At 42.9% G+C, this 17,327-nt stretch carries 15 protein-coding genes, 1 pseudogene and 1 riboswitch; of the genes and pseudogenes, 6 read left to right on the top strand and 10 right to left on the bottom strand.

Annotated elements, in window-relative coordinates; translation table 11 throughout:
- Position 1: 1 nt before the first annotated feature.
- From tenA to thiD, 6 genes are read right to left on the bottom strand one after another with little or no spacing between them, the layout of a single operon-like run.
- Positions 2-667 (bottom strand): thiaminase II, encoded by a 666-nt coding sequence (gene tenA, locus VEZ01S_RS08970; protein ID WP_021713718.1) that lies wholly within the window; start codon positions 665-667, stop codon positions 2-4.
- A gap of 9 nt (positions 668-676) precedes the next feature.
- Complete coding sequence (locus VEZ01S_RS08965; protein ID WP_021713717.1) at positions 677-1,648, bottom strand: ABC transporter substrate-binding protein; 972 nt, start codon at positions 1,646-1,648, stop codon at positions 677-679.
- 34 nt (positions 1,649-1,682) lie between these two features.
- Positions 1,683-2,636 carry an ABC transporter substrate-binding protein gene (locus tag VEZ01S_RS08960; protein ID WP_021713716.1) on the bottom strand — a complete coding sequence of 318 codons (954 nt, stop codon included), beginning with the start codon at positions 2,634-2,636 and terminating at the stop codon, positions 1,683-1,685.
- A 31-nt stretch (positions 2,637-2,667) separates the two neighbouring features.
- On the bottom strand, positions 2,668-3,420 hold the full coding sequence (locus VEZ01S_RS08955) for an ABC transporter permease (RefSeq protein WP_439654007.1): 753 nt from the start codon (positions 3,418-3,420) through the stop codon (positions 2,668-2,670).
- Between the two features lie 34 nt (positions 3,421-3,454).
- Positions 3,455-4,258 (bottom strand): ABC transporter ATP-binding protein, encoded by an 804-nt coding sequence (locus tag VEZ01S_RS08950; protein ID WP_021713714.1) that lies wholly within the window; start codon positions 4,256-4,258, stop codon positions 3,455-3,457.
- Between the two features lie 7 nt (positions 4,259-4,265).
- Positions 4,266-5,087, bottom strand: coding sequence for a bifunctional hydroxymethylpyrimidine kinase/phosphomethylpyrimidine kinase (gene thiD, locus VEZ01S_RS08945; RefSeq protein ID WP_021713713.1), 822 nt, complete (start codon positions 5,085-5,087; stop codon positions 4,266-4,268).
- Between the two features lie 69 nt (positions 5,088-5,156).
- Positions 5,157-5,254: riboswitch (TPP riboswitch) on the bottom strand.
- Positions 5,255-5,503: 249 nt separating this feature from the next.
- On the opposite strand from thiD, the gene VEZ01S_RS08940 reads away from it, so the two are divergent.
- Positions 5,504-6,316: a LysR family transcriptional regulator gene (locus VEZ01S_RS08940; protein WP_084621692.1), complete on the top strand. Its 813-nt coding sequence runs from the start codon at positions 5,504-5,506 to the stop codon at positions 6,314-6,316.
- Between the two features lie 748 nt (positions 6,317-7,064).
- Here the strand turns inward: VEZ01S_RS08940 and VEZ01S_RS08935 are convergent.
- The 3 genes from VEZ01S_RS08935 to VEZ01S_RS08925 form a co-directional block, all read right to left on the bottom strand.
- Positions 7,065-8,096, bottom strand: a complete 1,032-nt coding sequence (locus VEZ01S_RS08935; RefSeq protein ID WP_021713711.1) for an HlyD family secretion protein — start codon at positions 8,094-8,096, stop codon at positions 7,065-7,067.
- Positions 8,097-8,099: 3 nt separating this feature from the next.
- Complete coding sequence (locus VEZ01S_RS08930; protein WP_021713710.1) at positions 8,100-8,612, bottom strand: hypothetical protein; 513 nt, start codon at positions 8,610-8,612, stop codon at positions 8,100-8,102.
- Positions 8,613-8,798: 186 nt separating this feature from the next.
- Complete coding sequence (locus tag VEZ01S_RS08925; protein ID WP_021713709.1) at positions 8,799-9,770, bottom strand: polysaccharide lyase family 7 protein; 972 nt, start codon at positions 9,768-9,770, stop codon at positions 8,799-8,801.
- Positions 9,771-10,155: 385 nt separating this feature from the next.
- Here VEZ01S_RS08925 and VEZ01S_RS08920 point away from each other — a divergent pair, with 385 nt between their 5' ends.
- The 5 genes and pseudogenes from VEZ01S_RS08920 to VEZ01S_RS08900 all read left to right on the top strand — a co-directional run bounded on the left by VEZ01S_RS08920 (position 10,156) and on the right by VEZ01S_RS08900 (position 16,295).
- Positions 10,156-10,536 carry a DUF2750 domain-containing protein gene (locus VEZ01S_RS08920; protein ID WP_021713708.1) on the top strand — a complete coding sequence of 127 codons (381 nt, stop codon included), beginning with the start codon at positions 10,156-10,158 and terminating at the stop codon, positions 10,534-10,536.
- Between the two features lie 212 nt (positions 10,537-10,748).
- The gene (locus VEZ01S_RS08915) at positions 10,749-12,635 is read left to right on the top strand and encodes a polysaccharide lyase family 7 protein (RefSeq protein WP_021713707.1); all 1,887 of its coding nucleotides are present in this window, start codon (positions 10,749-10,751) and stop codon (positions 12,633-12,635) included.
- 229 nt (positions 12,636-12,864) lie between these two features.
- Positions 12,865-14,430 carry a polysaccharide lyase family 7 protein gene (locus VEZ01S_RS08910; RefSeq protein WP_021713706.1) on the top strand — a complete coding sequence of 522 codons (1,566 nt, stop codon included), beginning with the start codon at positions 12,865-12,867 and terminating at the stop codon, positions 14,428-14,430.
- A gap of 203 nt (positions 14,431-14,633) precedes the next feature.
- Positions 14,634-15,421 (top strand): annotated as a pseudogene (locus VEZ01S_RS17045) (radical SAM protein); the annotation flags it as partial.
- Positions 15,422-15,557: 136 nt separating this feature from the next.
- Positions 15,558-16,295 carry a hypothetical protein gene (locus tag VEZ01S_RS08900; RefSeq protein ID WP_021713703.1) on the top strand — a complete coding sequence of 246 codons (738 nt, stop codon included), beginning with the start codon at positions 15,558-15,560 and terminating at the stop codon, positions 16,293-16,295.
- A gap of 88 nt (positions 16,296-16,383) precedes the next feature.
- Here VEZ01S_RS08900 and VEZ01S_RS08895 read toward each other — a convergent pair whose 3' ends face one another.
- Positions 16,384-17,220 carry an MOSC domain-containing protein gene (locus VEZ01S_RS08895; RefSeq protein ID WP_021713702.1) on the bottom strand — a complete coding sequence of 279 codons (837 nt, stop codon included), beginning with the start codon at positions 17,218-17,220 and terminating at the stop codon, positions 16,384-16,386.
- Between the last annotated feature and the right edge of the window lie 107 nt (positions 17,221-17,327).

Below are 17,327 nucleotides of genomic sequence, written 5' to 3'. Positions count from 1 at the left end.
CTTATTTAAGCACGTTGTAACCTTGCTCCCAAAACGCAATTTCCATACGAGTGGCCGTTCTAAATATCTCAATAAGCTCTTTGCCACGAGCACTATCAAGCTCAATATCTTTGATAAGATCATCAAGATTGGCCGTGCATTCTACCACTGATTGCTGAAACTCTTGGTCAGAATACATTTCCAGCCAACTGCGATACGGATTGCCTTCTAGTTTGGTGCTCTCGCGACCAATCAAGTTCTTGCCAATCACACCGTAACCGATGGCACAGGGCGCTAATGCTGTGTACAAATCCGTTAGATCGCCCGCACTGCCTGTATCCAGTACGTAGCGAGTGTAAGCGACCGTACCGAAATCTTCGGTTTCCGCTTCCATCTCTTGCTCACTGATGCCCCATTTCGCACAAAAATCCACATGATGGCCAATCTCGGCATCCAGCAGTGCATGCAAACTGGATAACGCACTGCGCATCTGAGTCAGATTTTTGGCTTTGTAAATGGCGAGCGCATACGCTCTTGAGTATTGGATTAAAAACAAAAAGTCTTGCTTTAAATAGTGTAAAAACACTTCATGCTCAAGAGTACTATCAGCAAGCTGATGTACAAAATCATGCTCAATATAACCTTGCCACTCTTGCTGACAAGCTTGAATTAGTTGCTCTGTATTCATTGGACTGCCTTAGAAACTAGGTAGGTAGTTGGCACTATTTGGCACGCTACCAATAATTTTATTGTCAAACATAAACTGTGCATAGTTGTCATAACGCTGGCGATCAACCGCGGCTGGACGCAGAGCAAATCGAGTTAAAGTATCTTCCCAAGCGCGGCGGTTAAGCTCGTTGTTTAGCGTATCTGGTTTGTACGCAACAAACTCTTTCCAAGCTTGCTCTGGGTGATTGACAATATATTGTGTCGCCAACTCAATAGCGTGGTTAAAACGTTTTAACGCATCTGCGTCATAGCTATTGGCATTAGCCACAAAAACCAATTCATCATAAGCCGGTACGCCATGCTCTTCAGGGAAGAACGCTTTCGCTTTATAGCCTTCAATAGCCAATTGGTTGGTTTCAAAGTTTCTAAATCCGCCCCAAATAGCGTCTACTTTTCCAGAAGCTACCGACGACGACAGCGCCCAACCTACGTTTACAATTTCAACGTCCGAGAATTTCAAACCTGCAGAGCGCAGCATAGTGCCAATGCTCGCCTCTTCGTTGCCGGCAATGGCAATACCCACTTTTTTGCCTTTCAGATCTTTGAGTGAGTTAATTTTACCGTTATCGATCACCATCATGGTATTGAGCGGCGTAGAAACCAAAGTACCGCTGCGAATCAAAGGCAGTCCTGCCGCCACATCAATGGTCAGCGTTGGCTGATAAGATACCGCAAGATCGATTTTGTTCGCCGCCACCAATTTGGCTGGAACGCTAGGATCAGCCGGCTCTTGAATATTCACTTTTAAGCCTTGCGCTTTAAACAAACCGCGCTCTTGGGCGATAACAATTGGGCCGTGATTAGGGTTCACAAACCAGTCCAGCATTAACGTGAGCTCTTTGTCTTTGGCTTTGGCGCTATCACTGGCAAGTGATAATGGGCTAAATAAAACAGAAGTGGTTGCCAGTAACGCAAGCAAAGTCGAGATAGATCGTTTCATTAGGGTTCCTTTTCCTTGAAATAATTATTACAGGTTAAAAATCAATAAGATAGCTATTACTATCCGGGATCGTTTTTATAATATTAAGCTGTTGCATAAAGTGGCTATAGTCGTCATAGCGCTGTTTATTCATCGCCGAAGGACGCAGTGCAAAGCGGGTTAAGGTATCTAACCAAGCTCTATGGTTTAATTCGTTGTCCAGAGTGTCAGGGTTGTAGGCCACAAACTCTTTCCATGCTTGCTCTGGATGATTGACAATGTATTGAGTGGCTAACTCAAGGGCTTTATTAAAGCGAGTAATAGCGTCTTTATCGTAGTGCTTAGCATTGGCTACAAACATCAGTTCATCGTAGGGAGGAATGCCGTGCTCTTCTGGGTAAAAACTCTTGGATTTATACCCTTCAAGCTCTAACTGGTGCGATTCAAAGTTGCGCATTCCGCCCCAAATAGCATCAACGCGGCCCGACGCTAACGATGAAGAAAGCGCCCATCCAACATTCACAATTTTAATGTCCGAGAAATCAACGCCGTCGTTTTTTAGCATGCGACCAATAATGGCTTCGTCAGAGCCAGAAACGGACACGCCGACGGTTTTTCCTTTTAGATCCGCTAGCGTGTTAATTTTACTGTTGTCTAATACCGTCAAAGTATTTAAAGGGGTTGCCAGTAACGTGCCGCTCCACACCAAAGGTAAACCTGATGCCACATCAATCAAAAACGAAGGTTGATAGGAAATGGCAAGATCCACTTGGTTCGCCGCCACAAGCTTTGATGGAACGCTCGGGTCGGCAGGCTCTTGAATAGTGACTTTTAAGCCTTCTTTGGCAAACATGCCCTTTTGCTGGGCAATCACAATTGGCCCATGATTGGGGTTTACAAACCAGTCCAACATTAACGTCAGTTGTTTCTCTTTAGCAAAAACCGCATTGCTAAATAAAAGTGCAACGCTTGCTAACACTGCGCTGAATTTTGTTTTAAACGAGGTCATGTCTCTTCCTTAATGACATAAATAGCAGCAGTTAATCGAACTGCCACGGGATAAATTTATTGAGTAATCGGTCGGTGATGAAATACAAGGTGACGGAGATCAGCGCCAAAATAAACAGCGCGGCAAACATCTCATCGATCATCATGCGAGCATTGGCTTGCAGCATTAAATAGCCCAAACCGGCGCTAGAGCCTACCCACTCACCCACTACGGCACCTATCGGCGCCACCACTACCGCAACACGGATGCCGGACGCTAATGCCGGCATTGCCGCAGGCAGTCTTACTTGTGTTAGTTGTTGCCAGCGAGAGGCGCCCATGGTTTTGCTTAAATCTAGATATCCTTTCGGCGTATTACGCAATCCGTCATAACAACAGGTGGTGACTGGGAAAAAGATAATCAGCGCCGCCATCACCACTTTTGAGGCAATGCCATAGCCAAACCACAGCATCAAAATGGGCGCAATGGCAAATACGGGAATGGCTTGTGAGGCAATCAAAATAGGCAATAACCAGCGGCGCAAAGGCTCAAACAGCAACATTTGCAGCGCAAACATCAGCCCCATGCTTAACCCTAAAATCAAACCTAAGATGATTTCTTGGGAAGTAATAATGGTGTGTTGCCATAACACATCACTGCGCGTGCCTAAGCGGTTAAACACTGCCGCCGGCTCAGGCAAAATAAAACTAGGTAAATCAAAAAACGTTACCACGGCTTGCCAAATGCCTAGCACCACTAAGCACGAAACCACCAAGCGAAACACCATAGACGAATTGGCTTTCACGCGACTGGTTAAGCCTTGCTGAACCACGACAGGTTTACTCACCTCGGCCTCCTAATTGCTCAATAATGCTTTGTTGCAGTTGCGCCATTTCAGCGCTGATAAGACGAGGGGCATCCCCGACAGGGACGGCAACGGTTTCTACACTTTCAGAGGATTGCATCAGATAAATGCGGTTACTTAAACGAAGCGCTTCTTGAGGGTCGTGGGTAATAAGCACGACGGTTTTTCCCGCTAGCATTTCGCAAGCCAGATCTTGCAAGCGATAGCGCGTTACCGCATCTAGCGCCGAAAATGGTTCGTCCATCAAAACGATGGGCTTGTCTTGCATTAGTGTGCGCGCAAGGGCCACGCGCTGCTTCATGCCGCCAGATAGCTGCCTTGGATACACCTGCTCTTGTCCAGACAAACCTAGTTTAACTAGCAAAACACTGGCTTGCTGTTTTCGTTGTGCCTGTTGTGCTTTGGTCAGTTTTGTAGAAGCGAATCGGTCACTAAAGCAGACATTATCTATCACCGTCAGCCACGGCATCAATAAGTCTTGTTGCGCCATATAAGCGATGGACTCTGACAACGGATTGGCAAAACTGCTGTGGATCGTACCGCTCCAATGCACGTTGTTAGGTAACAATCCCGCCATAAGGCGCAATAGACTGGTTTTGCCACAGCCACTTTTACCTAACACACTGCTCCAACTGCCTTGTTTAAAGGTCAAATTGAGCTGGCTAAATAACGGAGCATCGGCATCAGCAAACTGCAAACTGCCGTTATTAATCACTATGCCTTGCGCGTTCGGTTCAACAACCGGATAAACACCATCTTGAGAAGAATGACTTTGCATGAGTCGATTACTTAGTGTTTAGTGCGTAGAAGTGATGTACAGGACCGTGTCCTTTACCAATATGAAGTTCATCGGCATGCGCAATTGCGTTAGAAATATATTCTTTCCCTAACGAAACCGACGCAATTAAGTCCTCGGTTTGCGCCAAGTACGAAGCGATCGCCGATGATAAAGTGCAGCCCGTGCCGTGAGTGTTTTGTGTGTTAATGCGCTCTACGGTAAAAGTTTCTACTTTATCGGCAGTAATGAGCAGATCAGTACTGGTTGATTCACTTTCTAAGTGGCCGCCTTTTAGCAACACTGCTTTGCAATCTAACGCGCGCAGATCTTCTATCATCGCCTTCATCTGCAATTCAGTCGTCGGTAACTCTTGATTTAACAAGGTGGCCGCTTCGGGCAAATTAGGCGTGATCACATCAGCAAGTGGCAGTAGCTGAGTCTTTAGAGTTGCAATGGCCGATTGTTGCAGTAATAAATCGCCACTCGTCGCCACCATCACAGGATCAACCACTAGGTATTTAGGTTGGTATTGTTTGAGCTTTTTCACCACCGCTTCAATCAGCGCCGCTTCGGCTAACATGCCCACTTTTACCGCCACCACGTCTAAATCGGTAAATACCGCATCCAGCTGTTGTTCAATAAACTCAGCAGAAATCGGCAAGATACCGCTTACACCTTGGGTGTTTTGCGCAGTTAATGCGGTAATCACCGAACAGGCGTAACTTCCTGTGGCAGAGATGGCCTTAATATCGGCTTGAATACCTGCACCGCCACCGCTGTCAGAGCCAGCAATAGTAAGAACAATTGGAGTTTTATTTATTTGAGACACGAAGGCATTTCCTTTTCGTTAGACGAACGAAACCAATGCCGACTGTGCTAAAAGAGTTGGGATCTATAGCGAGAATGGCGATTAGTTCCCTACGTCAGCACTAACTGAATCAGGTTCAACGGGTTCGCGATTGCGATCTCAGCCTATTGGCTCCCCGACTAATACGATGCGCCGATATTATCAGAGTCCCTATGGTGAGGGAACCAGAAAAGGTAGAAATTCAGAGCCATAATACGAAATACTCACGTTTTATAAAATAATCTACCGTTATGATACAAACAGAGAACGCTACACGATGACCTGCTTATCTGATAGCAAACTAAATGCACCAAATAAAAGCAGTCTCATATTATAAACTTATTGATTCTATTCGATTTTTGCTATTCTTAATTTTTAAAAGTAATCGTGGCGATAGGATGAGAATTACAGATCTAAATTCACTGAATGTATTTTTAACACTAATGCAAACGCACTCAACTCAAAGAGCAGCTAAAAAGCTTGGGCGCTCTCAGTCTTATGTTTCAAAAGTACTTGCTCAACTTCGTGAAGAGCTTGATGATCCTCTGTTCACACGCAGTGCAGAAGGACTCTCACCTACGTCCTACGCGTTAAGCATCCAACCCAAGTTGCATCACGCTATTGAACAGTTGTCTCAATCACTAGAGCCTGAAACCTTTTGCCCCAAGCATATTGATCACATTGTTATTCACGGTTTAGAACCATTACTCATTGAGTTTGGAAAATCTATCATTGAAGCCATTCGTCAGGAGACTGACGCGATAATAGAAATCCGCAATTGGACAAAATTATCGGATGGGATGATCTTAGATGAAGAGGTCGATTTAGGGCTGCACGTCTTAAACGATAAGCCTCAAAGCTTATATCAGAAAAAGCTCTACACCAGTTCAGGCATAGTCACGGGCAATGAGGACGGAGAGTACATCAAATATATTGCACCGGGTGTCAATGAGTATGAAAACCGTTTTCAGAGAGTTTTACCTGACGTGGAAGCCACCATTTTTGTCGACAACCATATGTTAATGAACAATTTAATGGGAATGGCTTATACGATGCGCCTCGCCAGTTACAGCCAAAACACTGATCTTCCTGAACTTGGTATCGACATTGCTATCATCCAAAAAACCTCTAAGAGAAAGTCACCTAAAAATCTATGGCTGGAAAAACTCATCACGCGCTGTGTTCGAGAGCAGAATAATCATAACAAGTAATGATGAATTGCTAAATGGTTCGGCTCGAAACAGTAGAAGCTCATTATAAAGTTGAGCTTCTACTGTTTTATGTATAACGTGTTGCTATCCTAGGCTTGTTCAACAACCAAATAAGATGTCGGCTGAGCGACATCCATCCTTATTTGTTAAGGCTATGCAACACGCCACTTGTTATCTTGCTCTTCTAAATGTAACTCTGCCATTGTGGATTCAATTTCAGTGTCTGAAAGCATATTTAACAAAAGACCAATTGGCTATCGTCGTCATTGAGCTCTGCATATAATGCTCGAAGGGTCACATCGGCTGTCCTTGGAATTACTGATTGCCCCTTTTCCCAGCGAGCAACTGTTTGTGTGTCAACACACAACATAACCTATTGATAATTCGCAACTCACTATTTATCACGCAACGTTCACCTTGATAAAAGTGTCACGGTGAACTCTGCTTCAAAGTCCATCGTACAATTTACACAATATAGTACATACTGTTGGGGTCAGATCTTGAATTTTGCAAAGATAAAAATGCATCCCGTACTCCTATCATTACAAATGGCCAATCATGTAAGGGTTTGTGATAGTATGTTTTGGAACAGAAATAAGTTTACTCACATAGCTCTACCTCCAATCGGCAAAAAAAGCACGGCTTCCATAAAAACCATGCTTTCTTTCGCTGCATCTACATAATCTTAGATACTAACCATTACAAAGCGTGTTACACCCTTAAAGGTTAAACATGCCATGACCAGCAATTACATCGCTGACAAGTAGGCTTTATAGGCCTTTAGACGTACCGTCGCGGCGCCGATGATATCCATAAAACCCAACATTGGATGCGGTTTTTCTGCTGACACCCAACCAGAGCCGGTAGAACCGATTGGAATGTTATACCCTTGCGGCTCTTCAAATTCGATGACAATAGTACGTCCATGGGAGTTCATATTATTACCTACGTGCTGTCTAACGTGTTGGCTACCCTGACGCACTTGTACCTGCGCTTCACCCGTACCGGTTGTCACGCTATGCACTCGCCCTCGGAAAATCTCACCAGGATAAGCGTCCACATAAAACTCAGCAAATTGGCCCTTTTTAATACCACGATAAGTTTGATCAGGGATTCTCATCTCTACAAATTTTTTATCTGTGGAATATAAATGCATATTACCAGTGCGAGTACCGCTCGTGATATTGGTAATCGAAAGCTGCCCATCAAACGGGGCGCGTACTTCGCGGCGCTCATGCTCCCACTTGGCGGTCGCCATCTGCGCTTCAATATTCATGATTTGTGCATGTGCTGCGGCGATGTTCGCTTCTGCCGTTTCGATTCGCGTTCGAGTATCGTCTCTTTCTGACTCTTGTGCGAAATCTTTTAACTGCTCTAAACGATGCAAAGTTTTTCTGTCGTTTTGCTGCTGATGCCTTAAAGACAAAATCTCAGCTTCACTGGCCTTTTTCTGTGCCTGCAAACTCTCCATCTTAGATTCGGTATCTTCCGAGCGTAAGGTGTAGATAAGATCGCCTTCTTTTACCATTTGGTTGTGAGTGACATACACTTCATCCACCTCTTGTCCAAACAGTGGACTTAACACCGCATGCGGCGCTTTAACCGTGGTACTGTCTGTGAGATCAGCCGGTGACCAAAAACGGTGAGCAACAAATAACGCCGTCGCAATAAACATACCGACCCCGACCATTACTGTCGCATTGCGTAACGTCCATTTGATAAAACCTATTTTGACCAAAATCCAGCACACAAGAATATAAGGCAACATAATCTCTTTCATCGCTTACTCTCCTGTGGTTTCGTTTTGGTTAGATGTTGTGGTGCCATTACGGATAATTTTTGAAATTGATTCACCAATCACATCCCAACGAGTAAAGGCGATGATGATAGCCAATACCCACCATGCTTTATTGATAAACAAACCACACAGTGAAAGTGCAAAGACAATTTGAGTATGTGCGCTCGACATATTAGAGGCTTTATGTACTGCGATTTCATGCAATTGCCACAACAAATACAACACATAGACAATCACAGAAATAGTGACTAAAAAGATAAAGCCCATAAACACTTCCGAGTCCAATAACTTGACTATGTTCGGAAGCCCATTACTAAAATATTCCGCAGGTAAATCTGTGCCATGAACGGCACCAAGATGAGATAAAGCAATCGACGCTACGCCGATAATAGCAAAGACAATAATCGCTTTAACAATATAAATCAGAACTGGCAGAGCGCTCCTTGCGAATTTTCTCCCTAAGCCGTCACTGGTAGGAGGTAAGGATGCATCAGACATTCATTTTCGCTTCTTTGTTGTGAGTTCCAAAGTATCTTAATAGAAGCGTTCAACGATTGTGGAATATGCCATATTCCTAAAAATGACTATGCAAAAAAAATCCCTTACCTAGGTAAGGGATTTGAATCTCTATAACGATACTAATACATCGTTAAATCATAAACATAATTACGAACTACGTTAAGATTAGTGAGTTACGTTAAGCTTGTAGAAAGTCGCTTGTGCGTAGTCGTCTGCATCGCCAGTTTTGTTTTGGTTGTAAACGCCCGCTTTGAAGTACATGTATTGACCGCCTTCACCGAAGCCACTCTCAGACATGTCGACTGTTTTAACAAGGTCTTTTTTACCATCACGCATGATAGTTACAGAAAGCTCGTTACCTTTAACTTGGATACGGTAGCTGAATTTCTCGTTAAGTTTGATACCGTCTGTAGGCTCTGTTGGTGTTGCATCTTGGTGCCAGTAATCAGGTAGTGGGTTACCGATGATGTTGTGCCAAGTTTCTTTACCAAACGCTTTACGTGGTTCGTGCGCAAAGTAGATAGAACCTGTTTCGTTTTGTGGCAGTTTACGGTAGTACAAACGGATTGGTTCGTTGTTGTTTGAGTGGATTTGACCGATGATCACACGACCAACCTGCCAGTTTTTACCTGTAGTTGTTACATGGTTAACGGCTAGAGTTGCTTCTAGTGTACCGTCAACACCACCCGCTGCTTTTTGGTCTGCTTGAGGAGCTGTTGAGAATACCCAGTTGTTACCGCCAACACCTTTCGTTTTGTAGTGAGTGTTACCACGGCGAATCATTTCACGTAATTCTGAACGAGTGTAAGTGGTGTTTTTAGATGTTTTAGCACCTTTTACTGGCGCTTTAAATACCATGCCGCCATCTTCTGCCAAGTAGAAGTAGTTAGCGTCAGAGTAACCTGCTGCTAGTTCTTTTTCTTTAATTTGGTCAGATTTGCCATCACCATCAGAATCGATAGGCACACTTACTGTCCAACCTAGCAGATCAAAGTTATCTGAAGGCGCTTTTGTTTTTGGAGCAGTATTAGGTGCTACATTTGAACATGCAGTCATCGTTAGCGCCGCAACTAAAGCAACAGCACCTAAAGCCGCTTTCTTACCTTTAGAAGTACTCAATGTTTTTAAAGTCATCATTGTATTTACACTCTATGTCATATTGTATGACGAAAGATGTTACCACTGATGTCTAACGGTAACCCATCATAAATTTGTGACAATGATCATAACTTTATAAAGAAAATGACCTGTCCAGTCAAAATATATTCAACTTTTAAATAGTTATACCTTAACAAATTAATTATTTGTATGACTTATATGCAGTGTGTATTACTTGGCGGTTTTTCAATGCTGGGTATATTCAAAGATGCAAATACAGACTTCTGCTTATTAAATACTCAGTATTATTATTGTTTTGCGTTTATGAGTGAGTTTCTTAATGTATAGACGTGATATAAAAATACAACGGCTACAAAAATCGCTATAATAGCGGTTATCAACACTATGCTTATCAAGGGCTTTTATGACACAGTCAAACACACCTAATGTCCCAAATGATCCATCTGAACGTTTTAATCTTTTTTTTAAAGCGGCTGCCACAGACAAAAAAATCTGGCTGCTAATTGATGAACACGGTAGCGTTATGCTAAATACCGAAGACGAAGAATGTGTACCTGTCTGGCCATCTGAAGAACACGCACTCATGTGGGCTACCGGTGAATGGGAAGGCTTTACCGCCGAACCTATCTCTCTTGCGAAATGGAAAAGTCGTTGGACCCATGGTTTAGAAGACGATGAGTTGTCACTCGTAGTCTTCCCCGATCAAGAAGGCGAAGGTATTGTGCTCTATCCCGATGAATTTGAGATGGAATTAACTAAGCGCGAAGCCAAAGTAAAAAAATAGCCTCTCCTCTTATTACTAATACAACACCACTCTAAAAATGCGCTTCATGATTCATCATGAAGCGCATTTTATTTGCCTCTTTCTCATATCATGATCTCATTTTTAATCACAACAGCACGTATAAGCTCACAGTTTCTATGATACTAATTTGACATAAAATATGACAAATCCGATGCTTTGATTTAAATCTTTCAATTAGTTTCAAAGTAATAATGAATAAAACACTCTTAGTTTTAGCCCTAGCCGCAATAATCAGCGGATGTGGCAGTAGTGATGATTCTTCTCAACCACCCGCTGTGGATCCAAACCCTCCAGGTGACGTTGATCCGACCCCACCAGACTCAGATGATGGTGATGACAACGACGACAGCGATAATGACGACGGCAACGGCGGTGATAGCGATAACGGCGGTGATAACGACAACGGAAGTGGCGACGAAGGCGATGATGACAGCAATGAAGATCATATCGCACCCTATGACCTCACAAAATTCCAACCAATCCTGTCTAACTCAGATCTGCAAATGTCTGATCCTGAAGGCGCAGAATCTAATAAAGAGAGCATTATAAAAGACGGTAACTTCCACAGTTACTTTGATGACTATTTTTACGCTGAGCAAAGCTCGCAAAATTTAGTATTCAAAATGTCGAATTACCTCATGCGCAGTGAAGTTCGCGAACTGGAAAATTTTGACGTTGATGCAGAAGGCATTAAACGCACTTTATATGCAGAAGTCAGCCTTCCTAATATAGAGCAAGCCATGTCGAATTCTTCTTCAAGCAGGGACCAAGTGACATTCTTGCAAATCCATAACAAAGGCACCGCAAGCGATGGCACGGGCTACATCCCTCACCCATTGCTAAGAGTGGTGTACGAAACCGAACGTGATGGTAACTATGGCCATTATTGGGCAGTCATCAAAAATAACGCTGTTGACTGTAAAGGCGACGCTGCGATACCAGATGACGCTCGCTGTGACGACGCCTATGATCACATCGATCTCGGTGAAGCCAATACAGACCAATTTACCGAATTCCAATTAGCGATACAAAGCAGTCGTCTTTCTATTCGAGTAAATGGGATTGAAAAAGCGGATCTTGATATCGACTACTGGGCGCACCTACTAAGCTACTTTAAAGCCGGCGTTTATAACCAGTTTGAAAACGGTGAATCTGAAGCTCACTTTAAATCTCTAAAAGTCATTGAACAGCAAGTGGATACCGACACCGATACCACTTATCAATGGAACATCGACGAATGGAAAATCACCATTCCCGCCAGTAAAGATGATTGGTACGGCGAAGGTGGTAGTAGCGCAGCAGAACTATTCCCGGCTCGTTGCGGTTACTCTGACCGAGATGAACTGGCTAACGATGAAGATATTTACCACGCCGATCAGGATATGACCTACTTCTCCGTGGAAAACGGTCGCATGCACTTTCGAGCAGATATGGGCTACGGCTCAACAACAGAAAACTCAAGCTACATTCGTTCTGAATTACGTGAGCTTTATATGAGTGATGAAGACACCACTTGTAGCAGCAGTAATGAAGATTCAAGCTGGTATCTTGACGATGACAGAACTGGCGCATCTACGCACACACTCAAAGCACTATTAAGAGTTGAAGAGCATCCCGACCTGAGCCAACCAAAAGTTATTCTAGGGCAAATTCACGGCTGGAAAATCAGTCAAGCTTTAGTCAAGTTATTGTGGGAAGGTGATAATCGACCAGTGCGAGTCATTCTAAATGATGACTATGAAACAAATAACTCAAGCTGCGGCCACTGTGAACCGTTTAGCGTTGATTTGGGCACATATAAAACAGGAGAAGAATGGGGTTACACCATTCGCGCTGATCAGGAAGGTATCTATCTTGCAACGTATGATGCAGATGGCGGCAATTTGAAGTCGCATACCATCCCTTGGGGCGAAGAGTATGTTGATAATGACGGTGATAAAGTGGTTTTGTCTGCGGATTGGGCATCTCCAGATATCGCTTTTTACTTCAAAGCTGGCATATACCCGCAATTTTCACCGAATTATTCTGGTGAAATATTCGACGTTAGCTTCGGTTACTTAGACATAGATCACTATTAGAAACACTCAAGTCGATCTTGATCGCACTTATTAATACATCTTTACATTTGTATTATTAAATTATGTATTATTTAAAACATTGAACGAATAATGAAGAATATCGTTCTCTCTAGATTTAAAAGATATAGAAATCATCAAGTCGTACTTTCTATATCAAACAAATGCAGTTATTAACTGTTTTATATTACAAATAATATCGTTGGTTTATACAACATTAGGTGAATGGTAAATGAAACATATATATCTAAAAAGCTTGTTAGCAACTTCTGTCTTATTAGCAGTAGGCTGTACTTCAGCGCCTTCAGCTCCGAAGTTTGACAACAACAAAGAGACAGGCGCAGCACTGCTTACTCCAGTTGCAATCACAGCAAGTAGCCACGATGGTAACGGACCTGACCGTTTATTCGACCAAGACCTAACAACTCGTTGGTCTTCAGCTGGTGACGGTGAGTCAGCGACATTGGACTACGGTTCAGTTCACGAATTTGACGCAGTTCAAGCGGCATTCAGTAAAGGTAACGAGCGTCAAACTCGCTTTGATATTCAAGTATCTGTTGACGGTGAAAACTGGACAACTGTACTAAAAGACCAACTGAGTTCAGGTGAAGCCATTGGTTTAGAGCGCTTCCAGTTCGCACCTGCTGTTAAAGCACGTTACGTTAAATACGTAGGTCACGGTAACACTAAAAACGGTTGGAACAGTGTAACTGAACTTGCTGCTGTTAACTGTGACATCAATGCATGTCCTGCTAGCCACATCATTACTCCAGCCGTTGTTGCTGCAGAGAAGACAATGATTGCTGAAATGAAAGCAGCAGAGAAAGCACGTAAAGAAGCACGTAAAGATCTTCGTAAAGGTAACTTCGGTGAAAAAGCTGTTTACCCTTGTGAAACGACAGTAACATGTCTACGTACCGAGCTTCCTCCAACACCAGCTCTACCAGCAACTCCACTTGCAGGTAATGCACCAGGTGAAAACTTTGACATGTCTTACTGGTACCTATCTCAACCATTCGACCATGACAAAAATGGCAAGCCTGACAACGTTTCTGAGTGGAACCTAGCAAACGGTTACCAACACCCAGAAGTATTCTACACAGCTGACGACGGTGGCATGGTATTCCGCGCTTACGTTAAAGGTGTTCGTACTTCAGAAAACACTAAATACGCTCGTACTGAGCTACGTGAAATGTTGCGTCGTGGTGACCAATCTATCCGTACTCAAGGCGTGAACAAAAACAACTGGGTATTCAGCTCAGCTCCTGTTGCAGACCAAAAAGCAGCTGGCGGCATCGATGGTGTTCTAAACGCAACACTGAAAATCGACCACGCTACTACTACTGGTAATGCTAACGAAGTAGGTCGCTTTATCATTGGTCAAATCCACGATAAAAACGATGAGCCAATTCGTCTTTACTACCGCAAACTACCAAACCAAGCAACGGGTGCGGTTTACTTTGCACACGAAAGCCAAGGCGCAACTAAAGAAGACTTCTACCCTCTAGTGGGTGATATGACTGCTGAAGTGGGTGATACTGGTATCGCTCTAGGCGAAGTATTCAGCTACCAAATCAAAGTTGTTGGTAACACTATGACTGTTACTCTATCTCGTGAAGGCCATGACGACGTAGTTCAAGTTGTTGACATGACTCACAGTGGATACGATGAAGGCGGTCGTTACATGTACTTCAAAGCTGGTGTTTACAACCAAAACATCAGTGGCGACCTAGATGACTACGCTCAAGCTACTTTCTACAAACTTGACGCGTCTCACGACCAATACCAAGCTAAATAATATTTATCTTCGTATGCTCTAAAATATTAATGCCGCTCACATTGTGAGCGGCATTTTTTATTCTATCCACACTAAATAATATACCCGTCTTTTCACCGTCTAAGATTTAATACCAATAATACTAAATAACCAGTCATTCTAGCTTGTTAAAATGCTCGATAACTATTATGTAATTATATACAGGAATCGATACTCATATTTCATGTACCTTTTGCACTATGTTCGATGACAAACGATTCAAAGTTCGTGAACTTAAAGAGATATTCAAAGACATTGCCGATGCTCGTCGCCTGTACCCTAAAGTGGAATCCATCTTCTTAATTGATGGTAATGTCATGGCAATGCGCACCGAAAAGTTAATCGCGATTCTCGATCAAATAAAGGTGACTTTTCCTGAGTTTAAAAACTTGGCTGTGTATTCAGGATTCAACGACTTTCGCCGCAAGAGCATCTCTGAATTAAAAGAGATCCGCTCTGCCGGATTAACTACTGCCTACTCTGGCCTTGAGTCGGGTGATCCTATTGTGCTGGAACGCATTAAAAAAGGCATGACTCGCGAGCACGCTATTCAAGGTATGGAAATAGCAAGAGAAGCAGGCATCAAAGTATAGCGTCATTCATTTTTGGCCTAGGTGGCCGAGAGCGCTCAAAAGAACACGCTATCAACACCACTAGCTTACTGAATATCATGCGTCCTGATGCAATTGCACCTATGGCTCTGGCTATTCAACCGGGCTGTGAATTAGAGCAAGAACTGCATAATGGACAATTTAGTCTGCCAAGCCCATTACAAATTTTGCAAGAGGAAAAGTATCTATTAGAAAATATGGATGACTTCCCTTGTTTCTACTGGGGCGATCACGGCAATAACATCGCTAGCATGCGTGGTGAGTGGCCTGCCGCCCGCCAACCGTTTTTGGAGCATAGTAACAAGCACATCAGCTTAAACCCAATGACCAAGAAAAACGTCATTGAGACCTATGCTTGGTAGCTTAGATTTAAAGCAACTCTTCAATTGCTGACGTGGTTGTCTCTTGCGAAATAAGTCACACTACTTCAGCAATAACTGTTCAGTCAGTTTCTGTTAAGCTAACATTTATTTACATATTATGATTAGGCACAGTGTCATGATCTTACATTTAGCTTCGAATACTTTGTTAACCACTGATGGGATTAAAATTAAGCAGTTTTCTTGTCCTCTACAAAAAAACTGGGAACAACTATCATGGACAAAGAGCGAGTTTAAGCGATTTTGTAGTTCTTGCGATAAGCATGTAATTGATTTAACAACATTTACTGAAGAACAAATAATCGCAATATTTAAAATTGACCCCGACGCATGCGCCTACATAGACTTTCATCATAGTGTGAGTGACATTAAGTTTATCAATACGAGTAAACCTCTAGAACACGAATCAAATATTTGTAACGAAACAATCAGAAATGACCTGCTAGTCATTAATACTGCAAGGGACATTGAATCAATTAATAGAGCTGTCAAACAAGGCTATAAAGCAATCATAAAATCCACGACCTATAGCGAATGTTTTGGTCAACGAGTGCATATAAAACAAGACGAAAATACCGGAGAATATATTATTCGGGGCTATGATCTCCGTTCTCCAGAAGCATATATGCTCCCCTGGTCTACACTGCAAGCTAATCTAAACTCATCACCTTTTGCGGCATACCTAATCCCTAGAGATCTGCCAAAGAATACTAAAGTATTCATCCCAGACCTCATTGAACATACTGTCGCAGACAAATGGCAAGGGAATAAATACAGAAAAACATCAAGTGAAGGCATATGGGATGGAAAAGAAATTATTATCGAAAAAACAATGGTTTATGAGATTTTAGGTTAAGTATTAGTAAAAATACATATTTTCATTATGAACTGGTGAGTATTCACCAGTTCATAAGCACAGCTAAATTCGCTACGTCAGCTTGGCTTTAACTGCGCGTATCTGCATAAGTAATAGCGGTGCGAGTCTCTAGAACTCGAAGCTCATCCCCTACTTCAATCACGCCTTCATTGAGTGCAATGAGGTTCATTCCAAAGAAAATCGCGCCTTTTTCGTCGGCTCTGAATTTAGCTAAGGTGGCGGTGGGCTCTTGGGCTGCCATTTTCTCACCTGTATTTGGATCAACAGAGGTCAATACACAGCGTTGGCACGCTTTGCCTACTTTAAATTCAACATCACCAATGGCGATTTTTTCCCAGCTGTCTTCGGCAAAAGGCGCGACGCCATCAATCACCAGATTGGTGCGAAATTGAGCCATAGATTGAGGGTGCGATGCACTGCGGTTTAACTCATCGAGCGAACCTTGAGAGATAACTAAAACTGGGTAGCCATCGGCAAAGCTGACTTTAGTATCTAGCTTCTCACGATAACGATTGGACTCTTCACCACAATATAATAGCAATGCTGGCGTATCTAACACATCGCTGAACCACTTGTTGGCAGCATCGGTAGTGGTATAGGCAAAAAAACGATCGCTCCAAATTTTGCATTCAAATTCTTCACGTTCAAGATCTGATATAGACAAATGTAGATCTTTTACATCGGGAGCACTCAGTACAATACCGTCTGGCAATAGCGTGCTTTTAATCGTCACCATCTTAGGATACTTACGTGCGGTAATCATGCGACCCGCCGTGTCTGTCACCACAAAACGGCGATCAAAACTGATTCCTTCTAAACCCACATAAGCTCTTGATTGTGCAATGCCAGATGTTGATTTTACCGGAAATATATTAATACCCGATAATTGAGCTAAATCCTTCACTTTATACCTCTAACTCTCTCAATGTTAATGCAATCTTATCGCATTTTCGCTATCATTTGCCCGCATTAAAGTAATCGTTTGCTTGGCGTGATAACCATACCACATTC

It is taken from the genome of Vibrio ezurae NBRC 102218, from assembly GCF_000467185.1.
Classification (GTDB): Bacteria; Pseudomonadota; Gammaproteobacteria; order Enterobacterales; family Vibrionaceae; genus Vibrio; species Vibrio ezurae.
The sequence above is the reverse complement of the archived record's forward strand: the minus strand, read 5'-3'. Positions and strand labels throughout refer to the sequence as shown.

Excerpts from the sequence above, each read along its gene's own strand:
- VEZ01S_RS08960 (WP_021713716.1), bottom strand. The coding sequence starts at position 2,636 with ATGACCTCGTTTAAAACAAAATTCAGCGCAGTGTTAGCAAGCGTTGCA.
- VEZ01S_RS08965 (WP_021713717.1), bottom strand. The coding sequence starts at position 1,648 with ATGAAACGATCTATCTCGACTTTGCTTGCGTTACTGGCAACCACTTCT.
- VEZ01S_RS08935 (WP_021713711.1), bottom strand. The coding sequence starts at position 8,096 with ATGAAAGAGATTATGTTGCCTTATATTCTTGTGTGCTGGATTTTGGTC.
- VEZ01S_RS08940 (WP_084621692.1), top strand. The coding sequence starts at position 5,504 with ATGAGAATTACAGATCTAAATTCACTGAATGTATTTTTAACACTAATG.
- VEZ01S_RS08910 (WP_021713706.1), top strand. The coding sequence starts at position 12,865 with ATGAAACATATATATCTAAAAAGCTTGTTAGCAACTTCTGTCTTATTA.
- VEZ01S_RS08950 (WP_021713714.1), bottom strand. The coding sequence starts at position 4,258 with ATGCAAAGTCATTCTTCTCAAGATGGTGTTTATCCGGTTGTTGAACCG.
- VEZ01S_RS08900 (WP_021713703.1), top strand. The coding sequence starts at position 15,558 with ATGATCTTACATTTAGCTTCGAATACTTTGTTAACCACTGATGGGATT.
- VEZ01S_RS08925 (WP_021713709.1), bottom strand. The coding sequence starts at position 9,770 with ATGATGACTTTAAAAACATTGAGTACTTCTAAAGGTAAGAAAGCGGCT.
- VEZ01S_RS08930 (WP_021713710.1), bottom strand. The coding sequence starts at position 8,612 with ATGTCTGATGCATCCTTACCTCCTACCAGTGACGGCTTAGGGAGAAAA.
- VEZ01S_RS08920 (WP_021713708.1), top strand. The coding sequence starts at position 10,156 with ATGACACAGTCAAACACACCTAATGTCCCAAATGATCCATCTGAACGT.
- tenA (WP_021713718.1), bottom strand. The coding sequence starts at position 667 with ATGAATACAGAGCAACTAATTCAAGCTTGTCAGCAAGAGTGGCAAGGT.
- VEZ01S_RS08915 (WP_021713707.1), top strand. The coding sequence starts at position 10,749 with ATGAATAAAACACTCTTAGTTTTAGCCCTAGCCGCAATAATCAGCGGA.